Raw genomic sequence first — 15,626 nt, 5'->3', positions numbered from 1 at the left:
CCGTGCCGAAGCTGGTCGCGGAGACACTCCAGGCGCAGAGCGCGGACATCGACACGGTGTCCGGTGCGACGATCACCAGTGAGGCCTACAAGGAGTCCCTCCAGGCCGCGATCGACGCGAAGGGCTGATTTCTGCGATGCATCGCGTCGAACACGTCATGGGCTTCCCCGTCTCGCTCCGGGTCGACGACGAGCACGTCCCCGAGTCCGCCGCCGACGCGGTCTTCGATTGGCTGCGCGAGGTCGACGCCCGGTTCAGCCCGTTCAAGGAGGACAGCGAGGTCTCGCGGTTCGACCGCGGCGAGCTGTCCGCGGGCGGGCTGAGCGGAGAGCTGCGCGAGATCCTCGACCTGTGCGAGCACTACCGGCTCGCCACCGGCGGCGCCTTCGACGTACGGCTGCCCGGTCGTCGGCTCGACCCCTGCGCGGTGGTCAAGGGCTGGTCGGTGCAGCGGGCGGCGGAGCTGCTGAGAGCGGCCGGCGCGACGCGGTTCGTCCTCAACGCCGGCGGTGACGTGGTCACCGCCGGCGGCCCCTGGCGGGTGGGCGTACGGCACCCCGAACACGCCGACAAGCTGTGCACGGTCCTGCAGCTCACCGACGGCGCGGTGGCCACCTCCGCCCGTTACGAACGCGGCGACCACATCCTCGACGCCCGCACCGGCCGCCCGGCGACGGGCTTGCTCAGCCTGACGGTCGTGGCGCCGACGCTCACGGAGGCCGACTCGGTCGCCACGGCGGCCTTCGCCCTGGGCCCCGGGGGCGTCGACTGGGTGGCCTCCCTGGACGGCTGCGAGGTGTTCGCGGTGGACGCGGAGCGACGGGTGCTGCGTACGCCCGGCTTCCCGGCCGTCCCCTGACAGCACCCGCCCTCCGCGTGTCCGTGGGCCCGCGCGCTCGTCAGCCGAGGCGGTACAGGCCGCTGTAGGCGGAGACCGCTGTGCCGTTCTTCTTGACCCAGGTGGAGATCTCGGAGTTCGAGGAGCCCTGGCCGCTGTCGCCGACGACGATGTAGTGCAGCTTGCCGGACTTCACGAGGCTCTTGAGCTTGGCGAGGGTCATGGCGTTGTCGGAGCCGGACCAGCCGCCCATGGATATCACCGGCTCACCGGACTCCAGGATGACCGAGGAGGCGGTCTGGTCGGTGGCGACCGCGACCAGCCAGGTGGCGCCGTCCTGGTTCTTCTTCAGATACGAGATCATCGCGGAGGAGACCTGGGTGCCGCCCATGCCTCCGGCGGTACGGCCGGACGTGGACTGGCTGCTGGAGCCGCCCGGCGCGCTGCCGCTATTGCTCGTGCCGCTGTTGCCCGTGCCGGTGCCGCCGCCCGGGCCGCCGCTCCCGCTGGGCCGCTGGCCCCCGCCCATGCCGCCGCCCCCGCCCATGCCGCCGGTGCTCGGACCGGCCGTCGGATTGGTGCCGTTGGTGCTGGAAGTGGCCGCCGAGACCGAGTACGCGGCGGGACCGGCGAGCAGGGCGACGACCGCCGCGAGGGCCGCGATGCCCGTCAGTCGCTGCCGCCCGGTGAACCGGCCGAGCAGCAGCCCGATCACCGCGACCGCACCCGCGACCCCGGCCACGACCTCGGCGACCGTGTACAGTGTCCCGGAGCCGGAGACCCGCTGGAGCAGGACGACCGCCCACACCGTGCTGATGGCGATCGCCGCAGGCAGCACCCACGCCCACTTCGCCGCCGCACCCGCACGGAAGGCCCGGTACAGCATCACGCCGCCGATACCGGCCAGGGCCGCGATCCCGGGTGCCATGGCGGTGACGTAGTACGGGTGGAAGGTGCCCTCGGCCAGGGCGAAGGTCAGGTAGTGCAGGACGAACCAGCCGCCCCACAGCAGCAGCGCCGCCCGCCTGGGGTCTGTGCGGGGCGCTCGGCCGCGCAGCACCAGACCGCCGATCAGCGCGACGAGGGCGAAGGGGATCAGCCAGGAGATCTGGCCGCCCATGATGCTGTTGAACAGCCGGTACAGACCCGCCTCGCCGCCGAAGCTCGCGCCGTTGCCCTGCGAGCCCACCGACGAGCTCGCCCCGAAGATCCGGCCGAAGCCGTTGTAGCCGATGACCAGGTCCCACACCGTGTTGTCCGTGGAGCCGCCGATGTACGGCCGGGAGGACGCCGGAATGAGGTCGACGACCACCATCCACCAGGCGCTGGAGACGACCAGCGCGGCTGTGGCGACGGCGAGGTTGCGGATCCGCCTGCCCAGGCCGACCTGAGCGGCCCAGAGGTAGACGAGGAAGAAGACCGGCAGGACGACGTACGCCTGCATCATCTTGGTGTTGAACGCGAAGCCGATCGCGACCCCGGACCACACCAGCGGCATGAGCCGTCCGGTACGCACCGCCTTCATCAGCGCGGCCGCGCCCAGCAGCATCAGGAAGACGAGGACCGGGTCGGGGTTGGTGTCCCGGTCGATGGCGACGGTGATGGGAGTGAGGGTGAGCACGAGCGCCGCGATCGTGCCCGCGACGGCGCCGAAGTCCCGCTTGACCATGCGGTACAGCAGGGCGACCGAGCCGGTGCCGACCGCGACCATCGGCAGCATCAGCTGCCAGGTGCCGTACCCGAAGGCACGCGCCGAGAGGCCCATCACCCACAGGGCGAACGGCGGCTTGTCGACCGTGATGAAGCCGCCGGAGTCCAGGGCGCCGAAGAAGAACGCCTTCCAGCTCCTGGTGCCGGAGTAGACGGCCGCGTCGTAGAAGGTGTTGCCGGTGAGGGAGGAAAGGTTCCAGGCGTACAGCGCCGTGGCCAGCACCAGGATCGCCCAGAGCACCGGGCGGGCCCAGCGGGGGTCCTCCGGGGCACCGGTGAACATCCTGCGCAGCCGGCTGCTCGCGGCGGGCGGCACAGCCCGGTGCCGGCCGTCCTCGGTGGTCGGGGGGGGCGGTGGGGCGAGGGTCGTCATGGCAGGTACTCCAGGTCTCCGAGCGGTGGTGATGACGACCCTCGGGCCGGGTGCTGGGCGATCCCTGTGGCTCCGCTGAACGAAGGATGAGAATCAGGGAACTCACAGGTCGTGCACAGTGGGGGATCGGCGCCACTGTTCGAATGTCTGCAACACAAGCCGTCTAGACTCTGCCGGACGGCCTGCTGGACCGGCCGAATGCGGACAACCTCTGGCAGACCCGAAGGGTATGCGGCGCTTTGATACGGATAGATTCAGTCACCAAGCGGTACCCGGACGGCACGGTGGCGGTCGACCGCCTCTCCTTGGAGATCCCCGACCGTTCGATCACCGTCCTCGTAGGTCCCTCGGGCTGCGGCAAGACGACGACCCTGCGCATGATCAACCGGATGGTCGAGCCCAGCGAGGGGACCATCCTGATCGACGGCAAGGACAGCCGGCAGCAGCCCGTCAACACGCTGCGCCGGTCCATGGGGTACGTCATCCAGAACGCCGGTCTCTTCCAGCACCGCACGATCGTCGACAACATCGCCACCGTGCCCCGGATGCTGGGCTGGGGCAAGGAGAAGGCACGGGCCAGGGCCCGGGAGCTGATGGAGCGGGTCGGCCTCGACGGCTCCCTCGCCAAGCGGTACCCCTATCAGCTGTCCGGCGGACAGCAGCAGCGCGTCGGGGTGGCGCGGGCGCTCGCCGCCGATCCGCCGGTCCTGCTGATGGACGAGCCGTTCTCGGCCGTCGACCCCGTTGTCCGCAAGGGACTCCAGGACGAACTCCTGCGCATCCAGGACGAGTTGGGCAAGACCATCGTCTTCGTCACCCATGACATCGACGAGGCCGTCAAGATCGGCACGATGGTCGCCGTGATGCGCACGGGCGGCAAGCTCGCCCAGTACGCGCCGCCCGCCGAACTGCTCTCCAACCCCGCCGACGCGTTCGTCGAGGACTTCCTCGGCACCGACCGGGGCATCCGGCGGCTCTCCTTCTTCCCCTCCTCCGGACTCCGGCTGCTCACCACCCCGGTCGTCGCCCTCGACGCCACCGCCGAGCAGATCGCCGCCCGTGACATGGCCGACGCCCCCTACCTCCTTGTCACGGACGTGGACGGCAAGCCCCTCGGCTGGAGCGAGCCGCGGGACCTGACCGCGGGCAGTGTCGACACCGCCCAACTGCTGCCGTACGGGCGGCCGTTCGTCGCCGGCGCCGACTCGCTGCGGGCCGCGCTGGACTGCGCCGTGCTCTCGCCCACCGGGTGGGCCGTCGGCGTCGACGCCGACGGGCGGGTGGCCGGGGTGGTCTCCCAGCAGGCCATCGGCGAGGCGATCCGCGGAGCGCACGCGCAGGGCCGTACGGACGCCAAGGCCGCCCGGTGAACGGCTTCTTCGACATCCCGAGCGACCTCCAGCACAGCTGGCTCGGGCTGATCGGGCTGCACCTCAGGGAAGCCCTGCTGCCGGTCCTCGCCGGGCTGCTGATCGCCCTGCCGCTGTCCCAGCTGTGCGTGCGCTTCCGGCTTCTGTACCCGCCCGTGCTGTGGGTGACGACCGTGCTGTACGCGATCCCGTCACTGGCCTTCTTCGTGGTCCTCATCGACTACACCGGCCAGACCGAACTCACGGTGATGATCCCGCTCACCGTCTACACGCTCGTCATCCTGGTCCCGGCGATCGTCGACGGCGTCCGTTCGGTGCCGCAGGAGACCCTCGCGGCCGCGACGGCGATGGGCTTCGGACCCGTACGCCGTTACGTCCAGGTCCAGTTGCCGATCGCCGTGCCCGCCATCATCGCGGGGCTGCGGGTGGCGACCGTCTCGAGCATCTCCCTCGTCAGCGTCGGCGCCCTCATCGGCAACCAGGGTGCGCTCGGCAACCTCATCAACGACGCGAACATCTACAACCGGCCCGAACTCGCCGTGAACGCCGTGGTCACCATGGCGGTCCTCGCGATCCTCGCCGACGGCCTGCTGGTCGTCGTACGGATCCTTCTGACGCCGTGGATGCCGAGCGGCGCGCGTGCGCGGCGCGCGGACCGGCCCGAACCGGAGGTCGCCGCCCGGTGAACGTCCTCAACTTCATCAACGCCTTCTTCAGCGACAGCGCGCACTGGCAGGGCTACGACGGGATTCCCACGAGGCTGGGGGAGCACGTCCAGTACACGCTGGAGGCGCTCGCCATCGCCGCGGCGATCGGACTGCCGGTGGGGCTCGTCACCGGGCACTACGGGCGGGGCGGCAACGCGCTGGCCTTCATCGCCGTCGCCGGGCGGGCCGTGCCCACCTTCGGCCTGCTGGTCCTGATGACCCTGTCGCTCGGCTTCGGACTGATCAACGTGATGATCCCGCTGGTCGTGCTCGCCGTGCCGCCGATCCTGGTCACCACCTACGAGGCGATGCGGTCGGTGGACCCCGCCCCGGTGGACGCGGCGCGCGGGATGGGCATGCACCAGATCGAGGTGCTCTTCCGGGTCGAACTCCCGGTCGCCCTCCCGCTCATCCTCGGCGGACTGCGCTCGGCGGCCATCCAGATCGTCTCGACGGCCACCATCGCCGCGTACGTCTCCCTGGGCGGCCTGGGCCGGTACATCGTCGACGGCCTGTACCAGCGCAACTACGAGAAGGTCGTGGGCGGCGCCACACTGGTCGCCCTGATGGCGCTCGCGACGCTGGCACTGTTCTGGGGGATCACCCGGCTCACGGTCTCGCGCGGGGTGCTCCGGAGCAACTAGACCTGCCCGCCCGCCGTTCGTGTCCTGTGGGACGTCCTGATCGTTGCAGGACCGGAGCCGAGAAGTGACGGCGTTCGGTCGGGGGGTGCGCAGCGATGTGGAGGGTGCGGTGGTGAGCTCGCTCGACCCGGTGCTGCGGGTGCGAGGTGTGCGGAAGGGCTACCGGCAGCGTCCTGTCCTGCGCGGGGTGTCGCTCGACCTTCTTGCCGGTCAACTGGTGGGCATCGTCGGTGAGAACGGCGCCGGCAAGAGCACGCTGCTGCGCATCCTGGCCGGAGATCTCGTCGCGGACAGCGGTGCGGTGGAGCGGGCGGGCCAACTGGGCAGCTGCCCGCAGGACACCGTGCTCCACCAGGCTTTCACCGTCGATCAGCACTTGCAGTTCTTCCGGACCGCCTACGGCATCAGCAGCCTGACCAGGGCCTTCGAGCTGTTGGAGCGGTTGAACTTCAGCGACTGCCGGCATGAACGGGTGGCGGCGCTCAGCGGCGGCACGCGCCAGAAACTCAATCTGGTTCTCGCCCTGATGCACGAACCCCGGGTGCTGCTTCTGGACGAGCCGTATCAGGGTTTCGACTGGGACACCTACCTGCGGTTCTGGGATGTGGCAGCCGACCTGCGGGACCGGGGCTGCGCGGTCCTGGTGGTCTCCCACCTCGCCCATGACGCCTCCCGCCTGGACACCCTGTACCGCCTCGAGGCCGGCGTACTGCGGGAGACGGAACAGACCGAAGCGGGGATGGCGGCGGTATGACGCGGTGGTGGTCCTGCTTCCGTACGGCCGTGCGGTTCGCACTGATCGAGCAGGCGCGTAACCGGCTGGCGCTGCTCATCGTGGTCTTGTTCGTGCCGCTGTGGACCACCCTGGCGTTCACGGTGGTGGCGTCCGCCCCCTTGCGGTTCCGGATCCGTCCGGTCGGCCGCACGGTGGTCATGGACGGCAACATCCTGCTCCAGATCAACGGTGCGCTGCAGGCCCTGTCGCTGGTCATCGCGTTCATGATGTTCGTCGCCACGGTGCGTTCCGCGCCGTTCGACCAGCGCTTGGTGCGGGCCGGCTTTCCCCGGTCGTGTCTCGCGCTCGCCAAGTGCGGTGCGCTCTTTCTGGTCGCGGCCGTGGTCGCTGCCTACACCACCGCGTGGATGCACTTGTTCTGGCGGCCCGAGCAGCCCCTGGTGCTCGCCGCGGGCATGTTCACCGGTGCCGTGGTCTACGGCGGAATCGGGATGGTGCTGGCGGCCGTGGTGCGCAGCGAGCTGGCCGGCATGTTCCTCGCCATCATGATCAGTTCCATTGATCTGGTGCTGCAGAACCCGCTGATCAACCCGGACGCCGACAGTCTCGTGGTGCGTCTGCTGCCGGCCTACGCGGCGGTGCAGACCTCGGTGGCGGCTGCCGGTCTGCAGGTGGTGCCGGCCGGTTGCCTCCTGCTGGGCGGAGGCTGGGCGGTGGGCATGGCCGCACTGGGCATCGCCGCCTTCGCCGCCCGGACCCGCACGCGCGTCCCGCGTGCGGGGGCCAAGGCACCGTCGACGGGCGCCGAGCAGGCTGCGCCGGTGTCGTGACCGGCCCGGTGCGAGTGTCGTTCGGACCATGAACGCCGTGTACGGCGACAGCGTGACAAGGTGAGGACGGGAGAGCCTGGCGGTGCAGGAGGCGGTGCCTCGAACGGAAGCGCGCTGGGCGTGGCTGCTCAGCGACGGCGGCGAGCCCCGGAACTGGATGCTGCTCCTGGCCCCCCTGCTGGGCCGGCACACGGACGGTTGGGCCGGCATCGGCTGGGGCGTGGTCGCGGCGATGTTCACCGCGGTGCTGCCCACGGTGATCCTTCGGCTCGGCGAGCACCGCCGGTACTGGGGAGACCGGCATGTGCGCCGCCGGCAGGACCGCATCGTGGCGGCCCCGGGTGTGATGGCCTCGGTCATCACCGGCACCGTACTGCTGTATCAGCTGGATGCTCCCGTCGAGGTGACGGCCCTGGTGACCGCGATGCTCGCCGTTCTCCTCGCCCTCCTGGTGATCACCTTTTTCTGGAAGGTGTCGGTGCACTCCGCCGTCGCCTCCGGTGCCCTCACCATCCTCGCCACGGTCTTCGGCCCCTGGTCGCTCGTGCTGGCTCCCGTGGTGGTGCTGATCGGCTGCTCCCGCATCCGGCTGCGCTGCCACACCGCCGCGCAGGTAGGCGTCGGGTTCCTCATCGGAGCGGCCGTCAGCTCCCCCGTCTTCGACCTCGTGAGGTGATGGGCCTGAACCCGTTCCCGGCCCCCGGCCCCGCCGATCTCGTCCTGGTCAGGGCTGACCGGCTCGCGGAGCATCCGGACGCCCACGCGACGATCGGGGCAGTACTGCACCTGACCGGCGCGGTGCCCGGTCTCGCCGGCCTGCGCGAGCACGTCACCGCCCATCTGGACGAGCTGCCCTGTCTGACGCATGTCCTGACCGGCAACGGACCGACCGCACAGTGGATGCCGGCCGACCCGGACCTGACCTGGCACATCCGCGCCCAGCACGTCGACGGCGAACCGCGGGCCCTCGAGGCAGCAGTGCGTCTCGCGCTGAGAGAGCCGTGGCCGGAGCAGGTCCCGGCCTGGCGCATGATCCTTCTGCACGGTCACGTGCCCGACGGGTCCGCTCTGCTCTATCTCACGCACCACGCCGTTCAGGACGGTGCCAACATCGGCACGGTGCTGGACACGCTGTTCGGCCCGCGTCCGCTGCCCCAGTTCCCCGCGCCCGCCCGGGCCGGCCTGCGCCGAACCGCCCGCAGTGCCGTGAGCCTGCTGCGGCACGCGCGCCGGCACCGCCTGTGGCAGTCCGCCGCGCATCCGCTGTCGAGCCGCCGCCACCTGCTGTGGGCCCAGGCACCCTCCGCCGGTCTGCGTGCCGCGGCCCGCGCCGGCGGGACCAGCGTCAACGACGTCTACCTCGCCACTGTGGTCCACGCGATCACCCAGTGGGCCGAGGACGCCTGGCCGCACGCCACCACCACGACGATCCCTGTGATGGTCCCCGTCAACGTGCGCACGCCCGACGAGGTCGCGGCCCCCGGCAACCGGCTGTTCCTGACCCGGATCGATCTGCCCGGCGGGACCATGCCGGTGGACCGGCGCCTGGCACGCACGGCGGCCGTCACCTCCGTACTCAAGTCCGCCGGACACAAGGCGGTGCTGAGAGCGGCCCTCACCCGGCTTCCCCGGCGGCTGCTCCAGCTCCTCGTGGACGCGAGCACGGTCCCTGGGCGGCTCACCGTCTGCGCCTCCTACCTCGTGGTACGCCGTCCTCTGCACTACGGCGAGGCTGCCGTGCACCGCATCGACCCCATCATGTGCTGCCCGCCCGGCGTCCCCCTGGCCGTCGCGGCGACGACGTACGAAGACACCACCAGCGTCTCCTTCCGCATCGACACCGCCCTTCCCGGCGCCGACAGCATTCCCGAACGCTGGCGCCGGGCCCTCACGGAGCTGACGCGCTCGGCCCCGCCACCGAGCACCTTGTAGGTGCGGCCGGTCACCTGGTGCGATGGACGCTCCACAGCGGCAGCTGCTGGAAGAAGGTGACCGCCTCCTCCCGCCACCGTGACTGCCAGCCGGCGGCCACCGTGGACGCCTGCTGCGCGTGGCGGTGCATGTCGGTTCTCAGCCGGTCCGCCACACCGCGGCGTTCGCCGATCTCCCTGAGGGCGGCGACGGTCTCCGGCGTGCAGGACGCATCGCCGAACGCGGCCTCCACCACGCGACGCTCCGGGCCGTCAACGGCTGCAAGCAGGGCGTGGAGAGCGTAACTGCGCTTGCCGTCACGGAGGTCGGCGCCGGTCGGCTTGCCCAGGACGGCCGGGTCGCCGAACAGATCCAGGTAGTCGTCGCGCATCGTTTCGCTGATGCCGACCAGCCGGGCGTAGTCACGCAGCTCCTTCTCGAAGAGGGAGGGCTGTTCCCCTGCGGCCAGCAGTCCCAGCTGCATGGGTGCGAGAAGCGAGTAGCGTGCGGTCTTGTAGTCGGACACGCAGTGCAGGATCTCTTCGTCCGGGGCGGCCATGAAGTCCCGCTCGACGTCGATGATCTGCCCCATGAACGTGTCCGCCGCTGCCCGGGTCTGGACCTCGACCATGGCCTGTCGCACCCCCACGGGCGCCTTCGTCTCCAGCAACACCCGCAGCGACAGGGCGAGGGCGAGGTCCCCCGCGAGCACGGTCAGACCGATCGCCGTGTGCGGATGATCAGGGAACCTCTCCCGGTAGACGTAGTAGGTGGACGGGCCTCCCCGGCGGACCGGACCGTCATCGATCAGGTCGTCATGCACCAGGCCGGACGTGTGGAGCAGCTCGATGCTCAGCGCCGCGGCGTCCAGACCTTCGACCGGTTCGGCGGTCACCAGGCGGGCGGCCTCGTTCACTGCCACGGCCCTGAACCGTTTTCCGCCACGCAGGGAGAAATCTCGTAGCAAATCAATGCACTCCGGGGTGAAACGGCTGAACGGCGGTGCGTCCAGCCTGTCGCTCAACGTGTCGAAGTACTCCTCGAAGCGCGTGTTGAACCAGCGCTCGTATCCGGCGACACGATCGAGAACCTGCTCGGTCATCACGAGTTCTTCCTGCTCGGGGGTCGGGTGACACCGCTGTGGTCGCAGCAGGGTCAGGAGGTGTACCGGGTGGCCTTGACCGCCAGGCCGCGCAGAGCACGATCCGCGGACTGCGGGAGCCCGGCCCCGTCCAGGACGCGCAGGACATGGTCGTAACGGGAAGCGATCATCCGTTCGGTCTCCTGTCGTGCCCCCGTCGCGATCAGGACGGCCCGGATCTCCGCCGCTTCCCGCTCCTGAAGGTCGGCCCGGCCCACCAGCCGGTCAAGCCGCTTCCGCTGGACCGGGTCGGCGTTCCGCAGGGCCAGGGCCAGCAGCACGGTCCGCTTGCCCTCCCGCAGGTCGCTCAGGCCGGGAGCGCATGCGCCGTCCGCGCTGCCGAACGCGTCCAGCAGGTCGTCCCGCAGCTGGAACGCCTCCCCCAGCGGCCGGCCCAGCCGGGTGAAGACCTCCATCGTGGCCTCGTCGGCCCCGGCGACGGCAGCCCCCAGTTGCAGGGGCCGCTCGATCGTCGCGGTGGCGGTCTTGTAGCGGATGATCCGCAAGGCCGCCTCGATGTCATCAGCGCCACGGCCGGTACCCATGACGTCCAGGTACTGCCCGTACATCACCTCTTCCAGCATCGCGTCATACAGCCCGTGGACCAGCCGACGTCTGCCGGACTCCATCGGGGTGGTGTGCAGTAGTTCCTGCGCCCACATCAGAGCCAGGTTGCCCACCAGCAACGCGCCGCCCGCACCCAGCCGCTCGGTCCGCTCGCCGGCTCCCAGCCGGGCACGCATCACGCGGTGAACAGCGGGTCGGCCGCGGCGGCTGGCCGAGTCGTCCATGATGTCGTCGTGGATGAGGGCGAAGGCCACGAACAACTCCAAGGACGCAGCCACCCGCACCGCCGACGCCGCATCACCCTGGCCACCGGCGGCGTGCCAGCCCACGACGCACAAGAGCGCCCGGATCCGCTTCCCGCCGGCTGTCAGGAAGTCGCGTACGGTCTGCACCACCTCCGGCGGAAGCCCCCGGCCGGCCCCCGCACGAGCCTTCTCGGCCAAGAAGTCCTCGAGCACGCCATCGACTTGGCGCTGCACCGCAGGCAGATCCACAGCTCGCGCATCGACCACGCCCGACGTCATGACTCACCACTCCCCACCAGGGGGGCCGGCCTCATGTTGGTCTGCATGATCCGTCCAACGACCCACACCGCTGAACAGCACGCGTCCGGGCCCTGGATCGTGTCGCCCGTGTCGTAGGCGAGCGTCAAGCCTCCGTGCGCGCCAGCGCCTGTTCCAGTACGACCAGCAGCGCGTCCCGTACCGAACCGCGCTCCCTGGCGTCGAAGACGATCACCGGGACGCGGTCGTTGACGTCGAGGGCCCAGCGGACCTCGTCCAGGGTGTGCTCGACCCTGCCGTCGAAGGCGTTGACGGCGACCGCGAACGGGATCTGCTTGTGCTCGAAGTAGTCGACCGCGGCGTAGCAGTCGTCGAGACGGCGGGTGTCGACGATGACCAGGCCGCCGAGCGCGCCCTCGACGATGTCGTCCCACATGAAGCCGAAACGCTCCTGGCCCGGCGTGCCGAACAGGTACAGCTTCAGGGTCGGGTCGACGGTGATGCAGCCGAAGTCCATCGCGACCGTGGTCGTGGTCTTGCGCGGGGTGTGGCTGAGGTCGTCCACCCCCGCGGCGACCTCGGTGATGGCGGCCTCGGTGGTCAGCGGCTCGATCTCGGAGATCGAGCCGACCGCGGTGGTCTTGCCCACCCCGAAGCCGCCCGCGATCACCATTTTGACCGGCAGCGGCGGTCGTACGGCGGCGGAGGGCGCGGCCGAGGGCCGGGAGGCCGGTTCAGTCGGTGTCACGGAGTACCCCTCGGGAGTCGGGGATGGCGCGCAGGCCGTCGATGAGCCGGCGCAGGACGGAGGAGTCGTGGGTGGCGTCGGTGTCGGGCACGTGCACCGTCAGCTGACCGGCCGTGCGCAGGTCCTCGGCGAGGATCCGCACCACGTTCAGGTGCAGCCGCAGCCGGGCCGCGATCTCCGCGATGGACTGCGGGATCCGGCACGCGGCGACGATGTCGTGCTGTTCGAAGGCGAGCCGGTCGAGCACGGCGAGTCCCTCGGCGGTGGCCACCACCTGGGTCTCGACGGGCATCGTCCGGCCGGACGGATCGGGTGCCACCCGGCCGGCGGTGACGAGGAACGGCCGTACGGCGGGTACGGGACCGCCCGGCTCCGGGTTCGGAGGCGTGCTGCCGTCCGCCATGACTGCGCTTCCTCCTCGGTCAGCGCTTCGACGCGGTGCCGACGCTGTTCTTGAGTTCGAGCACGAGCTGCGGGCTGAGCGCGCTGCCGGCGCGGTTCGCGAACAGCGTCATCTCGTACGCGATGTTGCCGAGCTTGGCCTCCTTGTCGGTGACGACGCCGAGCACGGCGCCGCTGCCGATCGCGGAGACCAGGACATGGCCGCCCTCCAGGTCGATGATGACCTTGTTGAGACCGCCGAGGCCGTAGTTGCCGGAGGCTCCGGCGGCCAGGCTCGTGATGCCGGAGACGATCGCGGCGAGGCGCTCGGAGTCCGCGGGCTCACGCAGCTCCGACACGGCGATGAGCAGCCCGTCCGAGGAGACGGCGATGGCGTCGACGACGCCCGCGGTCTCCGTCGCGAAACGGTTCAGCAGCCAGGTGAAGTCGGCTGCGGCGGCCTGCAGGTCGGCGGGCGTGGTGCCTTCCGTAGGCGTGTCACCTGTGGACGTGCTCACTGCTCCGCTCCTTCCGGGGAGTGGTTCTGTTCGTGCGGGGGGTTGTCGTCCCTGAGTGCGGGTCTGGGGTGGCTGCCGGTCGCACTGTCCCGGTGGGCGCGCTCCACGGCCGCCTCGAACTCGTCGAGCGCGTCGCGTACGGCCTCCGCGTCGGCGGGCCGGACGGGAGCCGTCTTCTGCACGGCCTCGGCACCGACAGTGGTGCGCAGCGTGGCACCACGGACACGGCGCCGAAGGGGGCGGGCGCCGTCGCCGCCGTCACCGTTCCCGGGTGCCTCACCGGTGCGGGCCTGCGGGATGAACGGAGCTGTGGCGGAGGGGAGTTGGGCAGACACGGTCGTGTCGCGGTGCGGGACGCGGCGGGGGAGGGGCGCGTGGTCTCCGTCGGCGGAAGCGGCGGCCACCGTGCCGCCGGGCTCGGTGGCCGCTGTACGCCGGGCCGTCGGGCCTGCGGCCGGCTCCTGGACCGACTCGGGCCGTACGGCCGTAGAAGCTGTCGCCCGGACCGGATCCGGGCCCGGTGTCGGGGCGGAGGTCGTCTCCGAGTCGGGGTCCGAGGCCCAGGCCGGTGCCGGGCGCGTTCCCGTGGCGGTGCCCGGACCGACGCCCGCCACCGAAGCCGTACGGGGCTGCGCCGGCGCACTCGACACGGGGCTCATCGTCAGCAGGAGGGAAGCCGGGATGGTCACCTCGGCCGTCACGCCGCCTCCCGGTGTGCGGGACAGGACCACGCTGACGTCCCAGCGGCGGGCCAGTGTGCCGACCACGAACAGGCCGAGGACCTTCGTCGGGACGAGGTCGAGGCGCTCACGGCGGATCAGGCGGGCGTTCTCCTCCTCCAGGCGTTCGGGACTCATGCCGAGACCGTGGTCGGAGATGACGACCAGCGCGCCCTCGTGGCTGTCCTTGACGATCACCTCGACGGGGCTGCCGGCGGGCGAGAAGGACACGGCGTTCTCGACGAGTTCGGCCACCATCAGGGTGAGGTCGCCGATGATGTCGGGCTCGACCATGGCCTCCGTGCCGGCCTGGAGGGAGACCCGCCGGAAGCCCTCGATCTGGCCGAGCGCGGCGCGCACCACGTTGGTCAGGGCGAGCGGCCCGGAGTCGAGGACGGTCTCGCGGATGCCGGCCAGCAGCATCAGGCTGTCGGCGTTGCGGCGCAGACGGACCGCGATGTGGTCGATGCTGTAGAGGCGTTCCAGGAGCGCCGGGTCGGTCTCGCCGCGCTCGACCGCGTCGATCAGGGCCAGCTGCCGGGTGGTGAGGTTGCTGACCCGGCGGCCCACGTTGCCGAACATCTCGGCGACGTTGCGCCGGCTGAGCACCTGGCGTTCGAGGAGCGCGACCGCGGTGGTCTGCACCTGGTTGAACACTTCGGCGAGATCGCCGATCTCGTCCTTCGCGGTGACCGGCATCTCCTGGAGCCGCGGCGTCCCGGTGTCCTCGGTGTCGTCGTCGGCCACGCGGGCCAGCTCCCGGCCCGCCACCTCGGCGACCTGCCTCGCGGCACCGGTGAGCGCCTGCACCGGGCGCACCACCGAGCGTCGTACGGCGACCGAGAAGGCGAGCCAGAGCACAAAGCCCAGCAGGGCCGATCCGAGCAGCCAGGCCGCGTTCGAGCGCGCGTCCCGCGAGGCGGTGTCGGCGCGGTCGGCGATCTGGCCGATGAGCGAGGTGGTGGTCTTCAGCCGGGTCCGGGCCTGGGCGCGGTAGTCCGGGTAGGAGTCGAGCGCCGTCTGGAAGGCGTCCTTGATCTCGGACGGGGTCCCCGCCTGCAGCGAACCGGGGTCGATCTGCAGCTCGGCGTACTGCCGGGCGATCGCCGCCTGGGCCGTGTTGTGCTCGATGTCGCCGAGTTCCTCGGACTGCTCCGCACTGGCGAACCGGCCGAAGCGTTCGACCTGGTGGGTGTACTCGTCGTAGGAGCCGATCGCGCCGATCAGCTCGATGAGGGCGTTGGAGTCACCGGTCGTCGCGGAGAAGACACCGGTCTCGAAGGAGCCGTGCGCGGCGTCGGCGCGCAGCAGCGAGTCGAGCAGGTTGCCGGTGAAGGTGGCCGCGAGGGCCGGGTTGCGGTCGAGCCCGAGGCCGTCGATCAGGCCCTCGGCGGCGTCGCTGTAGGCCGGGTCGATGTTGTCGGCGGGCAGGTAGGCCTTCTCGATGGTGTTGCGCAGGTCCGCCAGGCCGTTGACCTCGCGAAGGGCCTGGGCCTCCTCCTGCGGCAGCCGGCCGCCGAAGACCTCGCGGACCTTCTCGACCTGGTTGTCCACGCGGATCTGCGCCTCGCGGTAGGCGGCCTGCGAGGGGGCGCGTCCGTCCCAGCTGGACTGGTGGCGCACGGAGAGCAGGACGGCCTGCTGGTGCTCGGCCTCCAACTGCCCGACGAGCTTGGCCACTTCGGCGCTGTCCCGCACCAGCTGGGCCGCGTCCGACGCGTCCCGGGACTGGCCGACCTGGTCGGCGAAGAGATAGGCCAGCAGCACGGCGACCACCGCGAGGGGCACGCCCACCAGGATGTTCAGCTTGCGCCGGAACGGCCAGCGCTCGGCGAAGTCCCGTAGCCCCCGGTCGCCGCGTGCGCCGTCCCGGTGCGGCGGCGGTGCCGACCGGGTGGACACGTCCACCTCGTTCGTGGACACCAGCCCT

16 protein-coding genes are annotated in these 15,626 nt (G+C 70.9%); 9 read left to right on the top strand and 7 right to left on the bottom strand.

Going from position 1 to position 15,626, the window contains the following annotated elements:
- Window positions 1-2 precede the first annotated feature (2 nt).
- Together ACFVYN_RS12990 and ACFVYN_RS12985 are read left to right on the top strand one after the other, a co-directional pair.
- Entirely contained in the window at window positions 3-128 is a 126-nt protein-coding gene (locus tag ACFVYN_RS12990) for an FMN-binding protein (RefSeq protein ID WP_389996953.1), read from the top strand.
- A gap of 8 nt (window positions 129-136) precedes the next feature.
- A complete protein-coding gene (locus ACFVYN_RS12985) occupies window positions 137-859 on the top strand; it encodes an FAD:protein FMN transferase (RefSeq protein ID WP_389996710.1) in 723 nt (240 codons plus the stop codon).
- A gap of 40 nt (window positions 860-899) precedes the next feature.
- Here the strand turns inward: ACFVYN_RS12985 and ACFVYN_RS12980 are convergent, their stop codons facing one another.
- Window positions 900-2,921: an ArnT family glycosyltransferase gene (locus tag ACFVYN_RS12980; RefSeq protein WP_389996707.1), complete on the bottom strand. Its 2,022-nt coding sequence runs from the start codon at window positions 2,919-2,921 to the stop codon at window positions 900-902.
- Between the two features lie 239 nt (window positions 2,922-3,160).
- Between ACFVYN_RS12980 and ACFVYN_RS12975 the strand changes: the two genes are divergently transcribed.
- The 7 genes from ACFVYN_RS12975 to ACFVYN_RS12945 all read left to right on the top strand — a co-directional run bounded on the left by ACFVYN_RS12975 (window position 3,161) and on the right by ACFVYN_RS12945 (window position 9,140).
- Window positions 3,161-4,291, top strand: coding sequence for an ABC transporter ATP-binding protein (locus ACFVYN_RS12975; RefSeq protein ID WP_389996705.1), 1,131 nt, complete (start codon window positions 3,161-3,163; stop codon window positions 4,289-4,291).
- A complete protein-coding gene (locus ACFVYN_RS12970) occupies window positions 4,288-4,977 on the top strand; it encodes an ABC transporter permease (RefSeq protein WP_389996702.1) in 690 nt (229 codons plus the stop codon). Before ACFVYN_RS12975 ends, ACFVYN_RS12970 begins: the two co-directional genes overlap by 4 nt.
- The gene (locus ACFVYN_RS12965) at window positions 4,974-5,642 is read left to right on the top strand and encodes an ABC transporter permease (protein WP_352381960.1); all 669 of its coding nucleotides are present in this window, start codon (window positions 4,974-4,976) and stop codon (window positions 5,640-5,642) included. Before ACFVYN_RS12970 ends, ACFVYN_RS12965 begins: the two co-directional genes overlap by 4 nt.
- 85 nt (window positions 5,643-5,727) lie before the next feature.
- Entirely contained in the window at window positions 5,728-6,396 is a 669-nt protein-coding gene (locus ACFVYN_RS12960; protein ID WP_389996698.1) for an ATP-binding cassette domain-containing protein, read from the top strand.
- 29 nt (window positions 6,397-6,425) lie between these two features.
- Window positions 6,426-7,208, top strand: coding sequence for an ABC transporter permease (locus ACFVYN_RS12955; protein ID WP_389996695.1), 783 nt, complete (start codon window positions 6,426-6,428; stop codon window positions 7,206-7,208).
- A 94-nt stretch (window positions 7,209-7,302) separates the two neighbouring features.
- A complete protein-coding gene (locus tag ACFVYN_RS12950) occupies window positions 7,303-7,884 on the top strand; it encodes a hypothetical protein (RefSeq protein ID WP_389996692.1) in 582 nt (193 codons plus the stop codon).
- Entirely contained in the window at window positions 7,884-9,140 is a 1,257-nt protein-coding gene (locus tag ACFVYN_RS12945; protein ID WP_389996689.1) for a hypothetical protein, read from the top strand. The genes ACFVYN_RS12950 and ACFVYN_RS12945 overlap by 1 nt, the downstream gene beginning before the upstream one ends.
- Before the next feature lie 10 nt (window positions 9,141-9,150).
- Here ACFVYN_RS12945 and ACFVYN_RS12940 read toward each other — a convergent pair whose 3' ends face one another.
- The 6 genes from ACFVYN_RS12940 to ACFVYN_RS12915 all read right to left on the bottom strand — a co-directional run bounded on the left by ACFVYN_RS12940 (window position 9,151) and on the right by ACFVYN_RS12915 (window position 15,619).
- Window positions 9,151-10,221, bottom strand: coding sequence for a polyprenyl synthetase family protein (locus tag ACFVYN_RS12940; RefSeq protein ID WP_389996686.1), 1,071 nt, complete (start codon window positions 10,219-10,221; stop codon window positions 9,151-9,153).
- Between the two features lie 53 nt (window positions 10,222-10,274).
- On the bottom strand, window positions 10,275-11,285 hold the full coding sequence (locus tag ACFVYN_RS12935) for a polyprenyl synthetase family protein (protein ID WP_389996683.1): 1,011 nt from the start codon (window positions 11,283-11,285) through the stop codon (window positions 10,275-10,277).
- 190 nt (window positions 11,286-11,475) lie between these two features.
- Window positions 11,476-12,078 carry an ATP/GTP-binding protein gene (locus ACFVYN_RS12930; RefSeq protein ID WP_389996680.1) on the bottom strand — a complete coding sequence of 201 codons (603 nt, stop codon included), beginning with the start codon at window positions 12,076-12,078 and terminating at the stop codon, window positions 11,476-11,478.
- Complete coding sequence (locus ACFVYN_RS12925) at window positions 12,065-12,481, bottom strand: DUF742 domain-containing protein (RefSeq protein ID WP_389996677.1); 417 nt, start codon at window positions 12,479-12,481, stop codon at window positions 12,065-12,067. Before ACFVYN_RS12925 ends, ACFVYN_RS12930 begins: the two co-directional genes overlap by 14 nt.
- Before the next feature lie 19 nt (window positions 12,482-12,500).
- Window positions 12,501-12,977 carry a roadblock/LC7 domain-containing protein gene (locus tag ACFVYN_RS12920; RefSeq protein ID WP_389996674.1) on the bottom strand — a complete coding sequence of 159 codons (477 nt, stop codon included), beginning with the start codon at window positions 12,975-12,977 and terminating at the stop codon, window positions 12,501-12,503.
- Window positions 12,974-15,619, bottom strand: a complete 2,646-nt coding sequence (locus ACFVYN_RS12915; RefSeq protein WP_389996671.1) for an ATP-binding protein — start codon at window positions 15,617-15,619, stop codon at window positions 12,974-12,976. The genes ACFVYN_RS12920 and ACFVYN_RS12915 overlap by 4 nt, the downstream gene beginning before the upstream one ends.
- Between the last annotated feature and the right edge of the window lie 7 nt (window positions 15,620-15,626).

The organism is Streptomyces sp. NPDC058307 (genome assembly GCF_042880295.1).
In the GTDB taxonomy this organism is placed as follows: domain Bacteria; phylum Actinomycetota; class Actinomycetes; order Streptomycetales; family Streptomycetaceae; genus Streptomyces.
Note: the sequence above shows the minus strand (reverse complement) of the source record. Positions and strands in the feature narration are given on the sequence as shown.